17 protein-coding genes are annotated in these 18,675 nt (G+C 63.5%); 4 read left to right on the top strand and 13 right to left on the bottom strand.

Annotated features, from left to right (window positions below; all coding sequences use genetic code 11):
* Positions 1-71 precede the first annotated feature (71 nt).
* Both BMX92_RS22295 and moaA read right to left on the bottom strand, forming a co-directional pair.
* On the bottom strand, positions 72-848 hold the full coding sequence (locus BMX92_RS22295) for an NAD kinase (RefSeq protein ID WP_093020662.1): 777 nt from the start codon (positions 846-848) through the stop codon (positions 72-74).
* Entirely contained in the window at positions 845-1,855 is a 1,011-nt protein-coding gene (gene moaA / locus BMX92_RS22290; RefSeq protein WP_093020660.1) for a GTP 3',8-cyclase MoaA, read from the bottom strand. Before moaA ends, BMX92_RS22295 begins: the two co-directional genes overlap by 4 nt.
* Positions 1,856-1,974: 119 nt before the next feature.
* Here moaA and BMX92_RS22285 point away from each other — a divergent pair, with 119 nt between their 5' ends.
* Positions 1,975-3,987, top strand: coding sequence for a putative bifunctional diguanylate cyclase/phosphodiesterase (locus tag BMX92_RS22285; RefSeq protein ID WP_093020658.1), 2,013 nt, complete (start codon positions 1,975-1,977; stop codon positions 3,985-3,987).
* On the opposite strand, the gene BMX92_RS22280 is transcribed toward BMX92_RS22285, so the two are convergent.
* The 5 genes from BMX92_RS22280 to BMX92_RS22260 form a co-directional block, all read right to left on the bottom strand.
* On the bottom strand, positions 3,984-4,379 hold the full coding sequence (locus tag BMX92_RS22280; RefSeq protein ID WP_093020693.1) for an MAPEG family protein: 396 nt from the start codon (positions 4,377-4,379) through the stop codon (positions 3,984-3,986). The genes BMX92_RS22285 and BMX92_RS22280 overlap by 4 nt on opposite strands.
* A 61-nt stretch (positions 4,380-4,440) precedes the next feature.
* A complete protein-coding gene (locus BMX92_RS22275) occupies positions 4,441-5,151 on the bottom strand; it encodes a TorF family putative porin (RefSeq protein ID WP_305728192.1) in 711 nt (236 codons plus the stop codon).
* A 13-nt stretch (positions 5,152-5,164) separates the two neighbouring features.
* Entirely contained in the window at positions 5,165-5,572 is a 408-nt protein-coding gene (locus BMX92_RS22270; protein WP_093020655.1) for a hypothetical protein, read from the bottom strand.
* A 565-nt stretch (positions 5,573-6,137) separates the two neighbouring features.
* Complete coding sequence (gene mfd, locus BMX92_RS22265; protein WP_093020653.1) at positions 6,138-9,623, bottom strand: transcription-repair coupling factor; 3,486 nt, start codon at positions 9,621-9,623, stop codon at positions 6,138-6,140.
* Between the two features lie 124 nt (positions 9,624-9,747).
* On the bottom strand, positions 9,748-10,014 hold the full coding sequence (locus tag BMX92_RS22260) for an FAD assembly factor SdhE (protein WP_093020651.1): 267 nt from the start codon (positions 10,012-10,014) through the stop codon (positions 9,748-9,750).
* Between the two features lie 210 nt (positions 10,015-10,224).
* Here BMX92_RS22260 and recG point away from each other — a divergent pair, with 210 nt between their 5' ends.
* Entirely contained in the window at positions 10,225-12,288 is a 2,064-nt protein-coding gene (gene recG, locus BMX92_RS22255; RefSeq protein WP_093020649.1) for an ATP-dependent DNA helicase RecG, read from the top strand.
* A 73-nt stretch (positions 12,289-12,361) separates the two neighbouring features.
* Here the strand turns inward: recG and BMX92_RS27040 are convergent, their stop codons facing one another.
* Positions 12,362-12,961 carry a hypothetical protein gene (locus BMX92_RS27040; RefSeq protein ID WP_143066844.1) on the bottom strand — a complete coding sequence of 200 codons (600 nt, stop codon included), beginning with the start codon at positions 12,959-12,961 and terminating at the stop codon, positions 12,362-12,364.
* Positions 12,962-13,131: 170 nt separating this feature from the next.
* Between BMX92_RS27040 and BMX92_RS22250 the strand changes: the two genes are divergently transcribed.
* On the top strand, positions 13,132-14,208 hold the full coding sequence (locus tag BMX92_RS22250) for a mechanosensitive ion channel family protein (RefSeq protein ID WP_093020648.1): 1,077 nt from the start codon (positions 13,132-13,134) through the stop codon (positions 14,206-14,208).
* Here the strand turns inward: BMX92_RS22250 and BMX92_RS22245 are convergent.
* Both BMX92_RS22245 and tyrS read right to left on the bottom strand, forming a co-directional pair.
* Positions 14,180-14,536, bottom strand: coding sequence for a PilZ domain-containing protein (locus BMX92_RS22245; protein ID WP_093020647.1), 357 nt, complete (start codon positions 14,534-14,536; stop codon positions 14,180-14,182). The genes BMX92_RS22250 and BMX92_RS22245 overlap by 29 nt on opposite strands.
* A gap of 79 nt (positions 14,537-14,615) precedes the next feature.
* On the bottom strand, positions 14,616-15,833 hold the full coding sequence (tyrS, locus tag BMX92_RS22240; protein ID WP_093020690.1) for a tyrosine--tRNA ligase: 1,218 nt from the start codon (positions 15,831-15,833) through the stop codon (positions 14,616-14,618).
* 55 nt (positions 15,834-15,888) lie between these two features.
* Here tyrS and BMX92_RS22235 point away from each other — a divergent pair, with 55 nt between their 5' ends.
* On the top strand, positions 15,889-16,974 hold the full coding sequence (locus BMX92_RS22235; RefSeq protein WP_093020689.1) for an anhydro-N-acetylmuramic acid kinase: 1,086 nt from the start codon (positions 15,889-15,891) through the stop codon (positions 16,972-16,974).
* Between the two features lie 365 nt (positions 16,975-17,339).
* On the opposite strand, the gene BMX92_RS22230 is transcribed toward BMX92_RS22235, so the two are convergent.
* The 3 genes from BMX92_RS22230 to BMX92_RS27505 all read right to left on the bottom strand — a co-directional run.
* Positions 17,340-18,092 (bottom strand): hypothetical protein, encoded by a 753-nt coding sequence (locus BMX92_RS22230; RefSeq protein ID WP_093020646.1) that lies wholly within the window; start codon positions 18,090-18,092, stop codon positions 17,340-17,342.
* On the bottom strand, positions 18,089-18,451 hold the full coding sequence (locus tag BMX92_RS22225; RefSeq protein ID WP_093020645.1) for a hypothetical protein: 363 nt from the start codon (positions 18,449-18,451) through the stop codon (positions 18,089-18,091). The genes BMX92_RS22230 and BMX92_RS22225 overlap by 4 nt, the downstream gene beginning before the upstream one ends.
* A partial coding sequence (locus BMX92_RS27505) for a hypothetical protein (protein ID WP_177185204.1) occupies positions 18,448-18,675 on the bottom strand: 228 nt, incomplete at its 5' end. The genes BMX92_RS22225 and BMX92_RS27505, both read right to left, overlap by 4 nt.

Here is an 18,675-nt window from a genome sequence, read left to right as displayed (position 1 = left end):
CGGCTTTCGCTGGGCAGGCCGCGCCTATAGCAGTGGTTTTCCGAAGATGGCAAGCGCCAAATGAGGGAAATTTATGCGATGAACTGTTCGGCGGCGATGCGGTCGTCCAGCGTATGTTCGGGGTCGAACAACAAGGTCAGCGGCGTCGCGCGGTCGATGCCGACATCCACCTGCGCCACGTCGCGCACTTCGCGCTGATCGGCCACGGCGCTGACTGGGCGCTTGACCGGATCGAGCACGGTGAAGCGAATAGCGGTATTTTCTGGCAGGATCGCGCCGCGCCAGCGGCGGGGGCGGAAGGGGCTGATCGGCGTCAGCGCCACCAGCGCCGACCCTAGTGGCAGGATCGGTCCATGGGCGGACAGATTATAAGCGGTTGATCCAGCCGGGGTGGCAACCAGCACGCCGTCGCACACCAGTTCCGGCAAGACCGGACGGCCATTGACCTGCACTTCCAGCTTGGCGGTCTGGCGGGTTTCACGCAGCAGCGACACTTCGTTGATCGCGGGGATAGAGAAGCGCTCGCCATCGACCGTGTCCACAGTCATGCGCAGCGGATTGACCTTGAAACTCTTGGCCTTTTCCAGCCGCTGTTCCAGTCGCTCCAGCCGCCATTCGTTCATCAGAAAGCCGACGGTGCCCAGGTTCATGCCAAAGATCGGGACGATCCGTCGTCCCTCCAGCATGGAATGGAGTGTCTGGAGCATGAAACCGTCGCCGCCCAGCGCTATGATCATGTCCGCCTGATCGACAGGCACGAAATCATAGGAGGCGCGCAGCCGCTCTTCAGCCGCCCGTGCGGCCTGGGTGGGGGACGCGACCAGCGCGCGCCGGGGTTCTTCGGTCATCCGCCGGTAACACTCATATGACGATGGGTGGCGGCGCGGGCGCCCGCGCCGATGCGGAAATCATGGGCGGCAGGTTTCAGGCGCAACGCCCGGTCGATCAATGGTTGAACAGCCGGCAAGCCGCCGTCACGGAGCGCTGTTTTGAAATCGACATGATCCTCATGGCCCAGGCACATGAAAATCTTGCCCTCGCAGGTCATGCGGATGCGATTGCAGTCCGCACAGAAATTCCGGGTCAGTGGGGTGATCAGTCCCAGTTTCGTTTCCATGCCTTCGACCGCAAAGTAACGGGAAGGGCCGCCGGTGCGATAGTCGATCGGCGTCAGAGCATGGAGGGGGGCGATCTGCGCGGCGACGTCCGTCAGCGGCAGATAATGATCGGTGCGATCCTCGCCGGTTTCGCCCAGTGGCATGGTTTCGATCAGGGTGAGGTCGAAGCCCTGATCATTGCACCAGTACAGCATGGGGAGGATTTCATCCTCGTTCACGCCTTTGAGCGCTACCATGTTGATTTTGACCGCGAGGCCGGCTTTCTGCGCGGAGTCGAGGCCATGGCGTACCTGATCGATCTGGCCGCCTCGGGTGATATGCGCGAAGCGATCGGCATCGCGGCTGTCCAGGCTGACATTGATCCGGCGGACACCGGCATCGGCCAGCATCTCGGCATGATCGGTCAGACGGGTGCCGTTGGTGGTGAGCGTGAGTTCGCGCAGCCCGTTGCCCAGATGGCGACCGATCCGGTGAACCAGATCGCCGATATCGCGACGGACAAGCGGTTCGCCGCCGGTCAGGCGGATTTTGTCGATACCCCGTGCGACGAAGAGATCGGCTAGCAACGCGATCTCTTCCAGCGTCAGAACCTGATTCTTCGGCAGGAACTGCATCCGTTCGGCCATGCAATAGCGGCAGCGCAGATCGCATCGGTCCGTGACCGATATGCGCAGGTAGCTGATCCGGCGGCCCAGGCCGTCGGTCATCAGCATATGCTCAGGATCGGCCATGACCATGGAGCTTAGCTAGGCGATGGACATGGTCTGTGCAAGCACCCCCGTTGCAGCGAAGGCAAGAGGTCGGTAACGCCTTGTTGTTAAGGCGATGCAATGCGCCGCGCCGGGGAACGAAATTTGTGAGTGGGGATCAGAGCGCCGATGGGCAGCGGAGCCTGTTCATCCTGTCGCCGGGGGACCGGGACGGGCTGCGTCAGGCTGCGCAGCGCGTGGGCTGGCGGGCTATCGGTGCGCGGCGTGCCAAGGATGCGCCGCAACGCTATCTGAACAGCGAAGCGCAGGTGGCGCTGGTCGATCTGCGCAAGGGCGGCGCGGCGGAATTGCTGGCGCCTTTGGTGCCTGCCATGGAGGCGGGCGGCGGCGCCTTGCTGGTGCTGATCGATCCGCAGGATGAGGCGCATATCCCCACGCTGATGACGGCCGGGGCGACCCATTATCTGGTCGCGCCGGTCAGCGATGCGCGTTTGGGGGCAGCGCTGGCCTCTGCCTATCGGCTGGTGGAGCGATTGGGCGGCGGCGCCCAGCATAGCCAGCGGGCGCAGCGTATCCGGCGCGGTGATGCGCTGTATTGGGATCTTGCACGCGGTCATCGCCTGTTGCGGTTGAGTGACAATCTGGCGCGGCATCTGGGGCTTGCGAATGTCCAGGTTGCGCCATCGACGCTGTTGCGGCGTTTGCCACGGTCCGAGCGGCGCAGCATATTGACCGCGTTGAAGGCGATGCGGAGCACCGGCCATCCTGCCGCACTGGCGCATAGCGTGCCGGGCCGTCCGGGTCAGCGACTGGTCCATCATCTGCGGGCTGGGACGGGGGCCATCGCCGCCGATGTAGAGTGGCTGTCCGACGGGCATGAGCAGGAAGGCGCGAACCGGGATTATCTGACCGGCCTGCGATCGCGGCAGGCGGCGCTCGACTGGCTGGATCGACGGGCGGGATTGCCGACCACCATCCTGCTTCTGTCGATCAGCCAGTTCGACCGGATGAATGCGGCCTATGGGCAGGTTGTGGGCGACGCGCTGCTGGGCCGGATCGCCCGGCGGATCGAGCGGATGGTCGACGATGTCGCGCCGGGCGCCATGGTCGCGCGGATCGCCGGGACGGAATTTCTGATCGGCCTGACGGGGGAGGCCGCAGGCAGCGACCGGGCGACCTTCCTGGCGCGGCAATTGATCGGTGCGGTGGGGCAACCGTTCAGCGCGGGGGATCATCTGATTCGTCTGACCGCCCGCTGTGGCATTGCGCAGGCGCGGGCTGAGGATGACGCCACCCAATTGCTGCGGCGGGCGGGGACGGCTTTGTCCGATGCACGGCAAGGAGGTGGGGAGGGTATCCGCATTCTTTCCGCCGAGCGGCAGAGTCGGCAGGTCGATGGCGACCGGCTGGAAACCGACCTGCGTCTCGCGCTGGATCGGGGCGAGATCGGGATTGTGTTCCAACCGCAATATCCGGTCGATAGCGACAAGATCAGTGGGGTCGAGGCGCTCGCCCGGTGGAATCATCCCCATTATGGGCCGCTGGGCGCGGGCATATTGTTCGCCACGGCCGAGCGGTCCGACTATATGCTGCCGCTGTCGGCGCATATTCAGGCAGAGGCTTTGCGGCAGGCGGCAGCCTGGCCGGGTGCATTGTCCGACCTGCGCCTGTCGATCAACGTTACGGCGGCGGATATTGCCCAGCCCGGTTTCATGGGCAATTTGCTCGGGCTGGTCGACGGCAGCGGCTTTCCCCGGTCGCGCCTGACGGTGGAGATTACCGAGAGCGGTCTGATCGAGGATGTCGGCGCGGCCGGTGCGCTGTTGACGGCGCTGCGGGCCGAGGGGCTGGCGGTGGCGATCGACGATTTCGGCACGGGCTATTCCAGTCTCGCCTATCTGAAAAGCCTGCCGCTCGACTATCTCAAGATCGACAGCGGGCTGGCGCAGGATATTGCCGGGACGGCGCGGGACCGGATCATCGTGCGCGGCGTCATCCACATGGCCAAGTCACTGGGCCTGAAGGTGATTGCCGAGGGGGTCGAGACGGAAGAGCAACTCGACCTGCTGGCGCGGGAAGGATGCGATTATTATCAGGGTTTCCTGAGGTCGGCGGGTGTCGCTTCCGCCGATCTCATCAATCTGGTGCTGCGGGGTTAGAAAACCAGCAGCGGCCAGAGTGCGATGAGGAGGCCGACGAGGCTGACCATGAACATGATCGTGCGGACGACGGGCACACCAACCGCATAGAGCGGCAGGTAGACGATCCGTGCGCCCAGCCAGATCCAGCCGCCCAGCGCCGTCAACTCGCTTGCCTTTCCGGTCAGCACTACGCCGATCAGCGCGACGATGGCGATCGGCAGCGTTTCCTTGAAATTGGCTTCCGCACGGGACAGGCGTCCGGCGAGCGGATTGAGCGGCGGCAGATGCGCGTCGCGCGCACCCATATTCCATTTCGCGCCATATTGTTTCGTCTTCACATGAGCGGCGGCGAAGATGTGAACGAGGAGCAGGATCATGCCCCAGGCCAGGATTTTGAGTTCGACGGGCATGATCATGTCCTCCCCTTTGTCAGGCTGATTAGCAAATCTGCATGGGATAGGACAGGGCCGCCTATAGGGTAAAACCGATCCGCGCGATCAGGCTGGCGCCGGCATGGGCGCTGTCGGCGGCATCGATATCCGTGTCGGCATAGCGCAGGCCTGCGGACCAGCGCCCCCGATACCAGTCGATCGCGACGCCATGGTCCCAATAGCTGCCGCCGGGACGCAGCCGGGCTGCCTGGACGGGATCGCTTACGTCGCCCGACGAATGACCGACATGGGCGGACACAGTGAAGGGCGTGGCGGGGATGGCAAAGGCGCCGCTGGCCGAGAGATAGAGATTGTCGCCGCCGATTGCGGACTGGCGCGGGGCATAGCGGGCGCCAAGATCGACATTGGCCGGGCCGAGGGCAAAACCGGCAATGGCGCCGACCTCTCCATAACCCTGTCCCGAGGCACCGGGGAAGAGATGGTAGCGGCCCTCTGCGGTCAGGCGCCAGCTGCCCAGTTGTTTCGCATAGGTGGCGCCCAGATCGAGCACGGCGTCCGCGCCGCTATGGCGGTTGTTGCCCCAAAGGGTGGTAGCCGTGCCGTCGAGGCTGAGGCCGTCGGTTACGGGCACGGACAGGCTGCCGCGCAGGACGGGATCGCCATCGCTCCAGCTCAGGCCACGGCGGCGTTCGTCGCTGGCGGCTTCGAGCATGACGGTCGTGCCGGCGGCATATTGGGCGGTGGCCGGAACGGCATGGCCGGCGAGCAGCAATGCTCCCAGCCATGCCACGCGGCAGAGACGATCAGTTGGATGCAAGATTACGTACCGAGTCCAGTTCAGCCAGAAGAGGCGCGCGGTCGGCCTGAGCGACTGCGACCAGATGCGCTTCTATCTTTTCCTGATGCTGGGCAAGGTTGCGCGCGCCCGAATTGCGACCGGGCGTGCAGGCGCCGGCTTCGCTGCCCGAAAAACGCTTGTCGGTGGCGATGGTGCGGGCGAGCGCCGGGCCATGATCCAGCTTGCGGTCGACGACGACGGTCGCGGTCCACTGGCAACGCTGGCCATCCATGCGGTTGGGCGTCTTGGCGCCGATCGTCTTCGTGCGCATTTCGGTGCGGGCGGTGTAGGTGGCGCCGAGTTGCTGGCCGTGATGCTCGACAGTGACGCTGTGCGACGCGGCGGCCGCCGCGAGGGCGATGATCAAACTCATTTGCATTCTCCTGCTTGCGACGCCGGACTTTGCTGCCCGGTCGTCTTCGCTGGATTTAGGTTTCCACTATTGCTGTTGCGTTTCCCGACGATGAGGAATGGCGACATGGAGGTCGGATCGGAAGGTCATCGTGGCGTGTCACCGGCGAAGTTCACACCGTCGCTGGGCCAGTGTTTTCGGCGCTTTTCAGGGCAAGTGCGACAGGCGTGCGACGGTGATGCGTCTGTGGCGCGGCATCGAGGCGTCGGTTGGATCATCCAGACGCGGCCCCTGCGCGCCGGATAGGTCGCAGGAAGGTCACGGCTTTGGCTGGGGCGGCGGGTGAGGGCGGGGCTATGGCGGGACTGGTCCATCTTGCAGGATAGATCAGAGACATGTCGAGTAGGACAGGGGAAGATGTCTGCGCTCGAATAGCTACACGCTATCGGCTTGCCTCCTATGGAGCGTTCCCCAGCTCAGACCGTGGAACTGGGCCCCGGCCTTCGCCGGGGAACAGGGAGCGATAGCATCCCACCATCGCTAGCTGGTCAAGCCTCTCACTAAAGAGGAGGGGGACAATGTGGCGTTATCCTGCCGCCTTCATCAGGCCCTTCGACAATTGCAGCGCGCCGTTCAAGCGCGCCTGCGGGTCGGGCCAGGCGCGCTCGACGACGATCTTGCTGTCGGGGCGCAGGCGGGCGACGCCGTTGAGTTTCTGGACATAAGCGACGAGGCCGGCGGGCTTGGGGAAGCGATCCTCGAAGAAACTGACCAGCGCACCCTTTGGCCCGACGTCGATTTTGGAAATGTTCGCGACCAGGCAGTTCTGCTTGATTTCGATAATCTTGAGCAGGTTCTGCGTGGGGAGCGGCAGCTTGCCGAAGCGGTCGATCAGTTCGGCGGCGAAGGATTCCAGACCATTGCGATCCTCCAACTCGTTGATGCGGCGGTAGAGGCCCATGCGCAAGTCGAGGTCGGGCACATAATCGTCGGGGATCAGGATGGGCGCGTCGACCGTGATCTGGGGCGAGAAGCTGTCGCTGCGCCGTTCGATTGCCCCAAGACCATTGGCGCCGCCGGCCTTGGCGTCCATGATCGCGTCTTCCAGCATCGACTGGTAGAGTTCGAAGCCGACTTCCTTGATATGGCCCGATTGTTCGTCGCCGACGAGATTGCCCGCGCCGCGAATGTCGAGATCGTGGGACGCCAACTGGAAGCCCGCGCCGAGCGTGTCGAGGTCGGACAAGACCTTGAGCCGCTTTTCCGCCGTTTCGGTGATGATGCGGTTGGCGGGCGTGGTGAAATAGGCATAGGCGCGGGTTTTGGAGCGACCCACGCGGCCGCGCAATTGGTAGAGTTGCGCGAGGCCGAAGCGGTCGGCGCGGTGGATGATGAGCGTGTTGGCGCTGGGAATGTCGAGGCCGGATTCCACGATCGTCGTCGATAGCAGCACGTCGTAGCGCTTGTCGTAGAAGGCGGACATGCGTTCCTCGACATCGGTGGCGCTCATCTGGCCATGGGCGACGATGGGTTTGATTTCGGGGACTTCGGTGCGCAGGAACTCCTCGACTTCGGTGAGGTCGGCGATGCGGGGGACGACGAAGAAGCTCTGGCCGCCGCGATAATGTTCGCGCAGTAGGGCTTCGCGGATCACCACGCCGTCCCAGGGCATGATGTAGGTGCGCACCGCCAGGCGATCGACCGGCGGTGTTTGTATGACGGAGAGTTCGCGCAGGCCCGACATGGCCATTTGCAGCGTGCGCGGGATCGGCGTGGCGGTGAGCGTCAGGACATGCACGTCGGTCTTGAGCGACTTCAGCCGTTCCTTGTGGGTGACGCCGAACCGCTGTTCCTCATCCACGATGACGAGGCCGAGGCGCTTGAATTCCAGCCCCTTGGCCAGCAGGGCGTGGGTGCCGACGACGATATCGATGGTGCCGTCGGCCAGACCCGCCTTGGTCGCTTTCGCTTCCTTGTCGGGGACGAGGCGGGAGAGGCGGCCGATATTGACGGGGAAGCCGCGGGAACGCTCCTCGAAATTCATGTGATGCTGGCGCGCGAGCAGGGTGGTGGGGCAGATGACCACGACCTGCATGCCCGCCATCGCCGCGACGAAGGCGGCGCGCAGGGCCACTTCGGTCTTGCCGAAGCCGACGTCGCCGCAGACGAGCCGGTCCATCGGCTTGCCCGATCCCAGATCCTCCACCACGTCGGTGATGGCGCGGTCCTGATCCTCGGTTTCCTGATAGGGGAAGCGATCGACGAAGGCGGGGTAGCCGGCATGATCGGGTTCCGCGACAGTGGCGGCGCGCAGGGCGCGTTCGGCGGCGGTCTTGAGCAATTCACCCGCGATTTCGCGGATGCGCTCCTTCATCTTGGCCTTGCGCCGCTGCCAGGCTTCGCCGCCCAGCTTGTCGAGGGTTACGCCTTCATTTTCGGAGCCGTAGCGGGAGAGGACTTCGAGATTTTCTACGGGGACGTAGAGCTTGTCGCCACCTGCATAGGTAAGGGCGACGCAATCATGCGGGGCCTTCGCCACCGGGATCTGGGTCAGCCCTTCATAGCGGCCAATGCCATGGTCCATATGGACGACGAGATCGCCGGGCGACAGGGTGGCCAGTTCCTGCAAGAAGGCATCGGCGCTTTTCTTGCGCTTGGCGCGGCGGACGAGGCGGTCGCCCAGCATGTCCTGTTCGGTGAGGACGGCGACGTCTGGCGCGGTGAAGCCATGGTCGAGCGGCAGGACGGTGAGCGTCACGCTGCCATTTGCGGCGATGCCAAGCGCTTCCTGCCAGTTGTCGGCGGCGGCGAGGCGGGCGACGCCATGGTCGGCGAGCAGGCCCGACAGGCGCTCACGCGCGCCGCCGGAATAGCTGGCGATGACGATTTTTTTCTTGTCGCGGCGCAGGGTGGCGATGTGCTTGCCGACGGCTTCGTAGATGTTGGTATTCTGCGCGCGTTCGGGGGCGAAATCGCGGGGGCCGTCTACGGAAAAGTCGAGGACGGTCGCGCTGTCGGGTTCGTGAAAGGGGGTCGTGCCGTGCATCGGCAGGGTGGCGACGGCGGCGTCCCATTCGGCGGCGTTCAGGTAAAGGGCGTCGGGCTTTAGCGGGCGATAGGAGCCGGGGTCGGAGGATTTCGCCTGAACGCGATTGGCGTGATAGTCGCGGATCGCCTCGAACCGGCTCTCCGCTGCGCCGGCGACGCCATGGTCGCGGATGAGGACGGTGCCTTCGCCGAGGTGATCGGTCAGGGGAACCAGCTTTTCCTCGAACAAAGGCAGCCAATGTTCCATGCCGGCCAGGCGGCGGCCGTCGCTGACCGCCTGATAGAGCGGGTCGCCGGTCGCGGTCGCGCCGAAACTTTCGCGGTAGCGGCCACGGAAGCGCTTGATCGTGTCTTCGTCCAGCAGGGCTTCGGACGCGGGGAGGAGGGTGAAGCCGTCCACATTCTCGATCGTGCGCTGATCGGACGGGTCGAAGCGGCGGACGGTTTCGATCTCATCACCGAAGAAATCGAGGCGCAGCGGCATCTCCTCGCCGCCGGGGAAGAGGTCGACGATGCCGCCGCGAATGGCGAATTCGCCCCGGTCATGCACCGTGTCGGTGCGGACATAGCCGTTCGCTTGCAGCATTTCGGCCAGCTTCTGGATGGCGATCCGTTCCTTGGGCGCGAGTTTGGCGACCAGTTGGCGGACGCGGAAGGGCGTCAGGGTGCGCTGGGTCATGGCGGCCAGCGTGGTGACGACCAGTTGCGGGCCTTTGGGCTTGGCCTGCAACGCATGGAGGCCGGCGAGTCGGGCGGAGGCGGCGCGCAGCGAGGGGCTGGCGCGGTCGTAGGGCAGGCAGTCCCAGGCGGGGATTTCGATGATCTCGATCTCCGGCGCGAAATAATGCGCCGTGTCCGCGACGGCGCGCATCAACTGTTCGTCGGACGCGATGAAGACGGCGCGGCCACCCGCAGCCCCGGCTGCGCGGGCGATGTCGGCTAGCAGCCAGGGCTGGAACCCCGCGGGCACGCCCGACAAGGTGAGCGGCGCTTTCGCCTTCAGGATTTTCTGGAGATCGGTCATAGATTTAAAAGCCGTTCGCACTGAGCTTGTCGAAGTGCCTGCCTGAGCGAAGGCGAAGGCTGTGGGCGAAGATATCGCTTCGCTCGATCATGGGCTTCGACTTCGCTCAGCCCGAACGGATTGCTTAATTCTCGATCTTCACGAAATCGAGTTTCAGGAATTTGTCCATCATCGGGCCTTTCCATTCTTCGGGAACGGGGATGGTGCCGAGCGCCCAGCCGATGATGTCCGCGTCCTGCTCATCCATGAAGCGTTCGAACCAGGCGATTTCTTGCGGGTTCCATTCGGCATGGTAACGCTCGAAGAACCCGCCGACCGTATAGTCCGCTTCCCGCGTGCCGCGATGCCAGGCCCGGAATTTGATGCGGCGCATCTGGGGATTTTCGTTCACAATTTGTTCCTTTAACGGGCATGGCACAGCCTGCCGATCGGGTATGGATCATACCGTCCCGGCTGGCCTGGATGGTGATCTGCCCCGATAAGGCGCTCGTCATTGCGAGCGTAGCGAAGCAATCCCAGTGTCGTGCAGATGGATTGCTTCGCTACGCTCGCAATGACGTTCCCACAGGAGCGATCACGCGTTACAGCCCGTCAGATAGCCATGCGACCCGATATTCTCAATCCGCTCTTTGCCGAAATATCCCTGTTCAAGGGGATCGGCCCCGCGCTTGCCCGTCCGCTGGAGCGGCTGGGGCTGGCGCGCGCGGTCGATGTCGCCTTTCATATCCCGGTTAGTTGGGTGGACCGGCACCTGACCGACGAACTGGACATGGCCGATGCGGGGCGGGTGATCGGCACGATGCTGACGCCGGTGGATTATAAGGCCAGCAGCAGCCCGCGTGCGCCGTTCCGGGTGCAGGCGATCGACAAGAGAGCCAATGTCGTATCCCTCGTCTATTTCGGGAAGAATAGCGGCTGGCCGCGCAAGCTGTTGCCTTTGAATGAACCCAAATTCGTGTCGGGCAAGCTGGAGGCCTATGGCGACAACCTTCAGATGGTACACCCGGACTATGTGCTGCCGCCCGAGGAAGCGGACACGGTGCCGGCGCGCGAATCGGTCTATGGCCTGTCCGAAGGGCTGACCAACAACCGGATGCGCGACATTGCGGGGCAGGCTTTGACGCGGGCGCCCGAACTGCCCGAGTGGATCGAGCCGAGCCTGCTGGCGCGCAAGCAATGGCCTGCATGGCGCGAGGCGCTGGGGCGGGTCCATGCCGATCCGTCGGACGCGAAGGCGCGGGAGCGGTTGGCCTATGACGAGATTTTCGCGGGACAACTGGCGCTGATGCTGGTGCGGCAATCGTCGCGGCGGCGGCGCGGGGTGTCGATCCAGGGCGACGGACGGCTGCGCGACATGCTGAAGTTGCCCTTTGCGCCCACGGGTGCGCAGCGCCGGGCCATCGGAGAGATCCAGGGCGACATGGCGCAGGCGACGCCGATGCTGCGCCTGCTTCAGGGCGATGTGGGGTCGGGCAAGACGCTGGTGGCGCTGATGGCGCTGCTGAACGCGGTCGAGGCCGGGATGCAGGGCGCGATGCTGGCGCCGACCGAAATATTGGCGCGGCAACATTATGAGACGTTGCGGAAAATGGCGTCGGGCCTGCCGATCGAGATTGCGATCCTGACCGGGCGTGAGAAGGGCAAGGTGCGCGAAGCGACGTTGATGGGGCTGGCGGATGGGAGCATCGACATTCTCGTCGGTACGCACGCCATCTTTCAGGAAGCGGTACAATATAAGGCGCTGGGGCTGGCGGTGATCGACGAGCAGCATCGGTTCGGCGTGGCGCAGCGGATGATGCTGGCGAGCAAGGCGGAGCGGTCGCCGCATCTGCTGGTGATGACCGCGACGCCGATCCCGCGCACGCTGACGCTGACCTATTATGGCGAGATGGAAGTCTCGCGGCTGGACGAGATGCCGCCGGGGCGCCAGCCGATCCAGACCCTAGTGATGGCCGCCACGCGGCTGGACGAGGTGGTGGAGGCGCTGGCCCGCCATGTCGAGGGCGGGGGGCAGGCCTATTGGGTGTGCCCGCTGGTCGAGGAAAGCGAAACCAGCGATCAGGCGGCGGCCGAGATGCGGGCCGAGACGCTGCGCCAGCGCTTCGGCGACCGGGTCGGGCTGGTGCATGGCAAGATGAAGGGGGTGGACAAGGATGCGGCGATGGAGGCGTTTGCCGCCAATCGCACGCAGATACTGGTCGCGACCACGGTGATCGAAGTGGGCGTGGACGTGCCCAACTCCAGCCTGATCATCATCGAGGGGGCTGACCGGTTCGGCCTCGCGCAATTGCACCAGTTGCGCGGGCGCGTGGGGCGCGGCGACAAGCCGTCGACCTGCCTGCTGCTGCGTGGCAATGCGCTGGGCGAGACGTCGCGGGCGCGGCTGGCGCTGATGCGGGAGACGAATGACGGGTTTCGGATTGCCGAGGAGGATCTGAAACTGCGCGGCGCAGGCGAGGTGCTGGGTACGCGCCAGTCGGGCGAGGCGGAACTCAAGGTCGCGACGCCTGAACATGTCGCGGCGCTGGTGGATGCGGCGCGGGATGACGCGCATCTGCTGATCGAGCGGGACGGCGGGCTGGACAGCGCGCGCGGGCAGGCGGCGCGGACATGTTTGTATTTGTTCGAGAAGGATGCCGCGGTGGGGCTGTTGAGGGGGGGATAGGCTGAATCGCAATCAGCCTCGTTTTATATCTACTGAACACCTCTTCGCTGCGGACCTGTATTGGAGATGAAATTCAATTGATATCTTTGTCGGTCAGGTAGAATGCAATTGCAAGTCGTGCATGAAGTGCTTGATTGCTGGAATTTATTTTTATGTTGCCCGCTAATGACCGGCATTTTTTGCCGCTATTTTTTAGAATTTTCAATGACGCATTTTTATCGGGTCCGTTCGGTTTTATCATGAAAATTCTGAATATTTTCTCTGAATTATTTCGTGCTTCACATTCACTGTAAACGTTCAGTAGCATGCTTTCCCGTCCGTCATTATTCCCCCACGCCAAAGCCATTTCTATGTCAGTGACGGGCTTCGCATTCTCCAAGTCTGGAATCGGACCGGAAGAGTATTTCTTCTTCAGCAAAGCTTCGGATAGAGCGCCTCGAAAGTTCCAATAATCCCAATGCCCGGATTGGTAGCAACCGGATTGGTTCACGGCAGATGCCAGCTCTTTGTAGATCAGGCCCGGTCCATCCCAATCGACCCAGGCCTTCATCCGCTCCGTATCATATTGAACGAGGCATTCTGCAAAATTTGCCAATGAAGGGGCAGCATGTACTGCATTGCTGGAAACGCAAAGTGCGAACATAGCGGAAAGCATAAATAGAGCAGTCTTCATTACGCAGTCTCCTCCATTGCCTGATGTCTCGCAAAAGAGACTGTATAGGAAAGTAAATATTTCCCCAACCTTCTCCGGTGAACATGGGGGGAAGTGTCGTATTTTACACCGCCGCCAGAAAACGTGCTGCACCTGCGAAACAAAACGCCGCTTGCCCGCGTTGCCCCCGCATGTCCGATATCAGCCTGACTCACATCACGCCGATGGCGGTGATGTCGATCGCCATTTCGGTGGCTGCCGCTTTCCTGATCCACTGGGCGCTTTACTGGATTGCGCTGCGGGTCGCGAAACATTCGAAGATCGAGCCTGTGCTGCTGCCGGCCCTCTATCAGCCGACGCGATGGCTGGTGGTGTTGCTGTCGCTGGGGGCTGGCCTCAAATCCATCGAACTGGGCGATCGGGTCGAGGATATATGGTCGATCGGGGCGCGGATGATCTTCGCGCTGCTGGTCGGCTGGCTGATCCTGCGGGCGATGCATGCGGGCAAGGCGATGATGGAGGCGCGGGCCGACATCAGTGTCGAGGATAATCTGAAGGCCCGGCGGCATCGCACCCGGATCAGCATCCTCTATCGCATCTGCCAGTGCATCGTCGGCTTTCTGGTGATCGCGATGATGCTGATCGCCATTCCGGGCGTGCGGACGATCGGCGTGTCGCTGATGGCGTCGGCCGGTCTGGCAGCGCTGGCCGTGGGTGCGGCGGCGCAGCCTGCGCTCAAAAATCTGATCGCGGGCATCCAGATGGCCTTTTCCGAGCCGATCCGGCTGGACGATGTCGTCATCATCGAAGGCGAGTGGGGGCGGATCGAGGAGATCAAGCTGACCTATGTGATCGTGCGCATCTGGGACGATCGGCGGATGGTGGTGCCGGTATCCTATTTTCTGGAAAAGCCCTTTCAGAACTGGACCACGAAGACGTCGGACCTTCTGGGCACCGTTTTCTTCCATGTCGATCCGGCCGCTGATGTGGCGCGTATCCGGGCCAAATTTGTCGAGGCAGTGAAGGCCAATAGCCGCTGGGACGGGCGGGTGGCGATATTGCAGGTGACGGAGCATCGGCCCGAGGCGCTGGAACTGCGCGGGCTGCTGTCTGCGCGCAATGCGGGCATCGCCTTCGACCTGCGCTGCGAAGTGCGTGAGGTGGTGATGGATTTCCTGCGTACCGACATGCCCGATGCGCTGGTGCGCGTGCGGCAGCGTCTGGAGGCGGGAGAGGGACTTACCAGACTGTCGGGCGCGGCGGAATGAGGGTCAGCATCGCATCATAGACATGGCCCGTGATCGGTTCGGCAAATTCCATGCCGATGCGGCCATCCTGCACCCAGCGGATATCGGCCCCATAGTCCTGCACGACCGGCAGCCAGATGCTGACCCGCGTGCCGGGCGTCAGCGGCGCATCGCTGCGGCACATGAGGCCGAGGATGGAAATGTTGATGATCTGCGCGGCGTGGCTGTGACCCTGCGCGCTGATGTGGCTCACCATGTCGACCAGATCGCGGCGCGCGCGGCGCTGTTCGACCGAAGGATCGCGGGAGCGCAGGACATGGCCGAGATTGGCGAAGACCGAAGGGGACATGGCCCCGAGTCTAAAGGGCTAAAGATGGACGCTGTGTTAGGAGGGAGCGTTAACCGGTCGCTAACGCTCCCTCCTAGGATCAGTCGATGACCAGACCGTGCTTCTTCGCGCCGAAGCTCAGCTTGTCGCCGGGCTTGAGCGTGACGTTGGGATCGGTGACGGTTTCGCCATTCACCTTGATCGCGCCTTCGGTCAGCTTGCGACGCACTTCCTTGTTGGAGGTGGCGAAGCCGAGGCCAGTGGTGGCCTGCACCACGGTGAGGCCTTCGGCGCCCAGGCTGACGGTCGGCAGGTTGGCGTCGGACGCGCCTTCCTCGAACGTCCGGCGGGCGGTTTCGGCCGATGCCGTCGCCGCGTCCAGGCCACGGCAAAGCGCCGTCGCTTCGTTGGCGAGGATTTTCTTCGCTTCGTTGATCTCCGCGCCTTCCAGCGCAGCGAGGCGGGCCACTTCGTCCATCGGCAGATCGGTGAACAGGCGCAGGCGATTGGCGACGTCGGCATCCGCCGTGTTCCGCCAGAATTGCCAATAATCGTAATGCGACAACTGGTCTTCGTTCAGCCAGACGGCGCCGCCCACGGTCTTGCCCATCTTCGTGCCGTCGGCATTGGTGAGCAGAGGCGTGGTGAGGCCGAAGACCTGCTGGCCGTCGACCCGGCGGGCGAGTTCGACGCCGTTGACGATATTGCCCCACTGGTCCGATCCGCCCATCTGAAGACGGCAGGCCGAACGGCGCGACAATTCCAGAAAGTCGTAGGCCTGAAGGATCATGTAGTTGAATTCGAGGAAGCTCAATGACTGCTCGCGGTCGAGGCGCAGCTTCACCGAATCGAAACTCAGCATCCGGTTGACCGAGAAATGCTGGCCGATGTCGCGCAGGAAGGGGATATATTCCAGCTTGTCGAGCCATTCGGCATTGTCGAGCATGATCGCGTCCGACGGGCCATCGCCGAAGGTCAGGAAACGTTCGAACACGCGCTTGATGCTCGCCACATTCTCCTGAATGAGGTCGTGGGTCAGCAGCTTGCGCGCTTCATCCTTGAAGCTGGGATCGCCGATCTTGCCGGTGCCGCCGCCCATCAGGACGATCGGCTTGTGCCCGGCCTTCTGCAACTGGCGCAGCATCATGATCGACACAAGATGACCGACATGCAGCGAGGGCGCCGTCGGATCAAAGCCGATATAGCCCGGCACCACCTGGCTTTTGGCGAGGGTGTCGAGACCCTCCGCATCGGTAAGCTGGTGGATGAAGCCGCGCGCTTCGAGCAGGCGCAGGAGATCGGACTGATAGTTGCTCATGGCGCGCGCCTGTAGCATTGGGACAGCGACTGTAAAAGAGGTGGAGTTTTCGATCATGCTAGCAATCGGCCTGATGTCCGGCACATCGCGCGACGGGATCGACGCGGCCCTGATCGAGACGGATGGCGAGGGGCAGGTCGAGGCGGTCGCTTTCCATGCCATGGAATATGATGATGGCTTTCGCCTGCGGCTGGCCGAGGCGTGCCAGCGGGCGATGGCGATGGACAAGTCGGGGTTCGAGCCGCTGATCGCATCTGTGGAGGCGGAACTGACCGAACGGCATGTGCAGGCGGTGGCGGACCTGCTGGGGCGCAGCGGGCATATTGCCGAGGATGTGGGGGTGATCGGCTTTCATGGCCATACGGTGGCGCATCGGCCCGAATGGGGGTGGACCTGGCAGATTGGCGATGGCGCGGGGCTGGCGGGCGCGTTCGGGATCGATGTCGTCGCGGACCTGCGCAGCGCGGATGTGGCGGCGGGCGGACAGGGCGCGCCGCTGCTGCCGGTCTATCATCGCGCGCTGGCCGATGGGCTGGCGAAGCCGGCGGCGATACTCAATCTGGGCGGCGTGGCGAACATCACCTTCATCGGGGCGGACGAAACGCTGATTGCGTTCGACACCGGCATGGCGAGCGGGCTGATCGACAACTGGATGCAGGCGCATGGGGATGCGGCCTATGATGCCGGGGGCGCCTGTGCCGCGCGGGGGGTAGTGGACGACGCGCGGCTGGCGGCGATGATGGCTGATCCCTGGTTTGCCGCGCCGCCGCCCAAGAGCATCGATCGCGAGCAGTTCAGCATCGAGGCGGTACGGGGGCTAAGTCTGGAGGATGGCGCGGCGACGCTGACGGCCTTCACGGCGGCGGCGGTGGCGCGGGGCGTGGATCATTTGTCGGAGCGGCCGGCGCAGATCCATGTCGCGGGCGGCGGTCGGCATAATGGGACGCTGATGGCGATGCTGGCGGAGCGGACCGGGGCGGAAGTGCTGAGCGTCGACGCGCTGGGCTGGGACGGCGATGCGCTGGAGGCGCAGGGTTTCGCCTATATGGCGGTGCGGCATCTGAAGCGGCTGCCGATCAGCTTTCCGGGGACGACCGGGGTGCCGGAGGCGATGACGGGCGGCGTGCTGTTCCGCGCTTAACTTCGCATATTTCCCGCAAGTTTCGACATTTTATTGCGCTTGCCTGATCCTATCCTAAAGCTGTGCGCCGATCATAATAGGAGATCGGCATATAGGACAGGCCGTCGCTTCGCTGGAGCAAGCGGAGGCATAACGGCGCTTCCTGCCGCAATCAGATCAGGCATTCGAGTACGGCGATCCATGGCAACTGGCTCCCGCTCTTTACCCTCTTTTTGAGGTGTCCCGAGGCATCAAGTGCGAGAAATTTATCGTCGACATTATCGTTCACTGAAGCGGCCCAAAAGCTTTTTTAAGCGGAGACAAGAGCTTTTTTAACACTTTCCTCCGCCGATCCTGCGCCCTTCAAAGGGTCTTTAAAGGATGGTTCAGACCCATTCAATGACCGATCCCGCCCAGCGCGTATAGGCGGGGTTTACCCGCTCGTAGGCCTGGAACCTTTCGAAGACGCCATAGTGGATCGCGTCATTCATGCCGGTCGCCAGATCAGCATCCTCGACCAGTAACACTGGGCGGCTCAGGCCCCTGTCCTTCTTGATAGACCAAAGGGCATTACGCTCGGCGATGGTCAGGTCAGCGAAGGTGAAGGCGAACTGCGCTTTCACGACGCCTTCGCCAATCCCGAACCCTCCGCCCGGCAGGTCCTGGCGCGTGCCGGTGTCAATCGGCGTCCGGCCCTCTCCAAACTCCCGATGCTTTTCGAAGGCCACGCCAAGGATCAGTGCGCCAGCATAGAGTGGCTGGCCCCCGGCCTGGGAAAGGATCAGGCGAAAGAAGCGCGACGTTGCCGGCGCAGCGAGGCGCGCAAAACAATGATGGCGTGGTCCGTCGCTGTCGGACGCGCGCATGGCACCGGAAGGCTTGATGGTGACCAGTCCGCCGCCCAGCGTGATCCCGCGCTGGATGGCCCAGGTCGCGGCGGCATCGGCATTGGTATAGCCAAGATAGAAACTGTCGACCGTCACCGCCGCGCCCATGTCGATGTCGATGGTGAGCGATGCGGCAGAGGGCGCGATCCACGCCTCGTTGGGATCAACAGTCAAAAGATTGGCGGCGCCGGTGCCGGTGACCGTGGGCGTCGCGGCGATCGGCAGCGGCTTGATGATCAAAACGCCGCTCATGCCAGCTTCCTCAATACGGTCAGATTGGTGCGCTCGACCTGCTCGACCTCCCGCGCACCGATCACAAAGACATTCGCGCCATTGGCATAGCCGGTACGGGATGCGCGCAGCGTCACCGGCTTTCCGATCAGATCGATGCGGAGGCCATCGACCTGAAGCACTTCTAGGACCATCGGCGCGCCGAACAGGGTGAGCTGCCGATTGGCCTCGGTTTCCGCGTCGGCCTTCTCCGCCAGCGCTGATACCAGTTCGGCCTTGGCGGCGAGGTCGCCCCATGCTGCCGCCAGCGCATCCGAACTGGCGACAGCAATAAGCGAGGCCGACTTCAGCCACGCGCCGAAATCAGCCTCTACGCTCACTGGGCGACCTCGGCCGCCAGCAGCTTCTCCATGCGCGCCTGCTCATGGCCCAGCAGGGTCAAAGCATTCTCGCGCATCTTGGCGAGGCCAGCGATGGCCTTGCCCACCGGCAGATCGCCCAGCGTGTCGGCCAGCGCCACCAGTTCGGCGAAGGCGGTGGCCAGGACATCGCTGCTGATCAGGGCAGCGGCTTTCTGCACATCGTCAATCAGGTCGGCGGCCAG

Source organism: Sphingobium sp. YR768, assembly GCF_900111125.1.
GTDB lineage: Bacteria > Pseudomonadota > Alphaproteobacteria > Sphingomonadales > Sphingomonadaceae > Sphingobium.
This window is presented reverse-complemented; position numbering and strand designations above follow the sequence as displayed.

Coding starts and splice junctions, on each gene's coding strand:
- BMX92_RS22295 (WP_093020662.1), bottom strand. CDS start 848: ATGACCGAAGAACCCCGGCGCGCGCTGGTCGCGTCCCCCACCCAGGCC.
- moaA (WP_093020660.1), bottom strand. CDS start 1,855: ATGGTCATGGCCGATCCTGAGCATATGCTGATGACCGACGGCCTGGGC.
- BMX92_RS22280 (WP_093020693.1), bottom strand. CDS start 4,379: ATGCCCGTCGAACTCAAAATCCTGGCCTGGGGCATGATCCTGCTCCTC.
- BMX92_RS22270 (WP_093020655.1), bottom strand. CDS start 5,572: ATGAGTTTGATCATCGCCCTCGCGGCGGCCGCCGCGTCGCACAGCGTC.
- mfd (WP_093020653.1), bottom strand. CDS start 9,623: ATGACCGATCTCCAGAAAATCCTGAAGGCGAAAGCGCCGCTCACCTTG.
- recG (WP_093020649.1), top strand. CDS start 10,225: ATGCGACCCGATATTCTCAATCCGCTCTTTGCCGAAATATCCCTGTTC.
- BMX92_RS27040 (WP_143066844.1), bottom strand. CDS start 12,961: ATGAAGACTGCTCTATTTATGCTTTCCGCTATGTTCGCACTTTGCGTT.
- BMX92_RS22250 (WP_093020648.1), top strand. CDS start 13,132: ATGTCCGATATCAGCCTGACTCACATCACGCCGATGGCGGTGATGTCG.
- BMX92_RS22245 (WP_093020647.1), bottom strand. CDS start 14,536: ATGTCCCCTTCGGTCTTCGCCAATCTCGGCCATGTCCTGCGCTCCCGC.
- tyrS (WP_093020690.1), bottom strand. CDS start 15,833: ATGAGCAACTATCAGTCCGATCTCCTGCGCCTGCTCGAAGCGCGCGGC.
- BMX92_RS22235 (WP_093020689.1), top strand. CDS start 15,889: ATGCTAGCAATCGGCCTGATGTCCGGCACATCGCGCGACGGGATCGAC.
- BMX92_RS22230 (WP_093020646.1), bottom strand. CDS start 18,092: ATGAGCGGCGTTTTGATCATCAAGCCGCTGCCGATCGCCGCGACGCCC.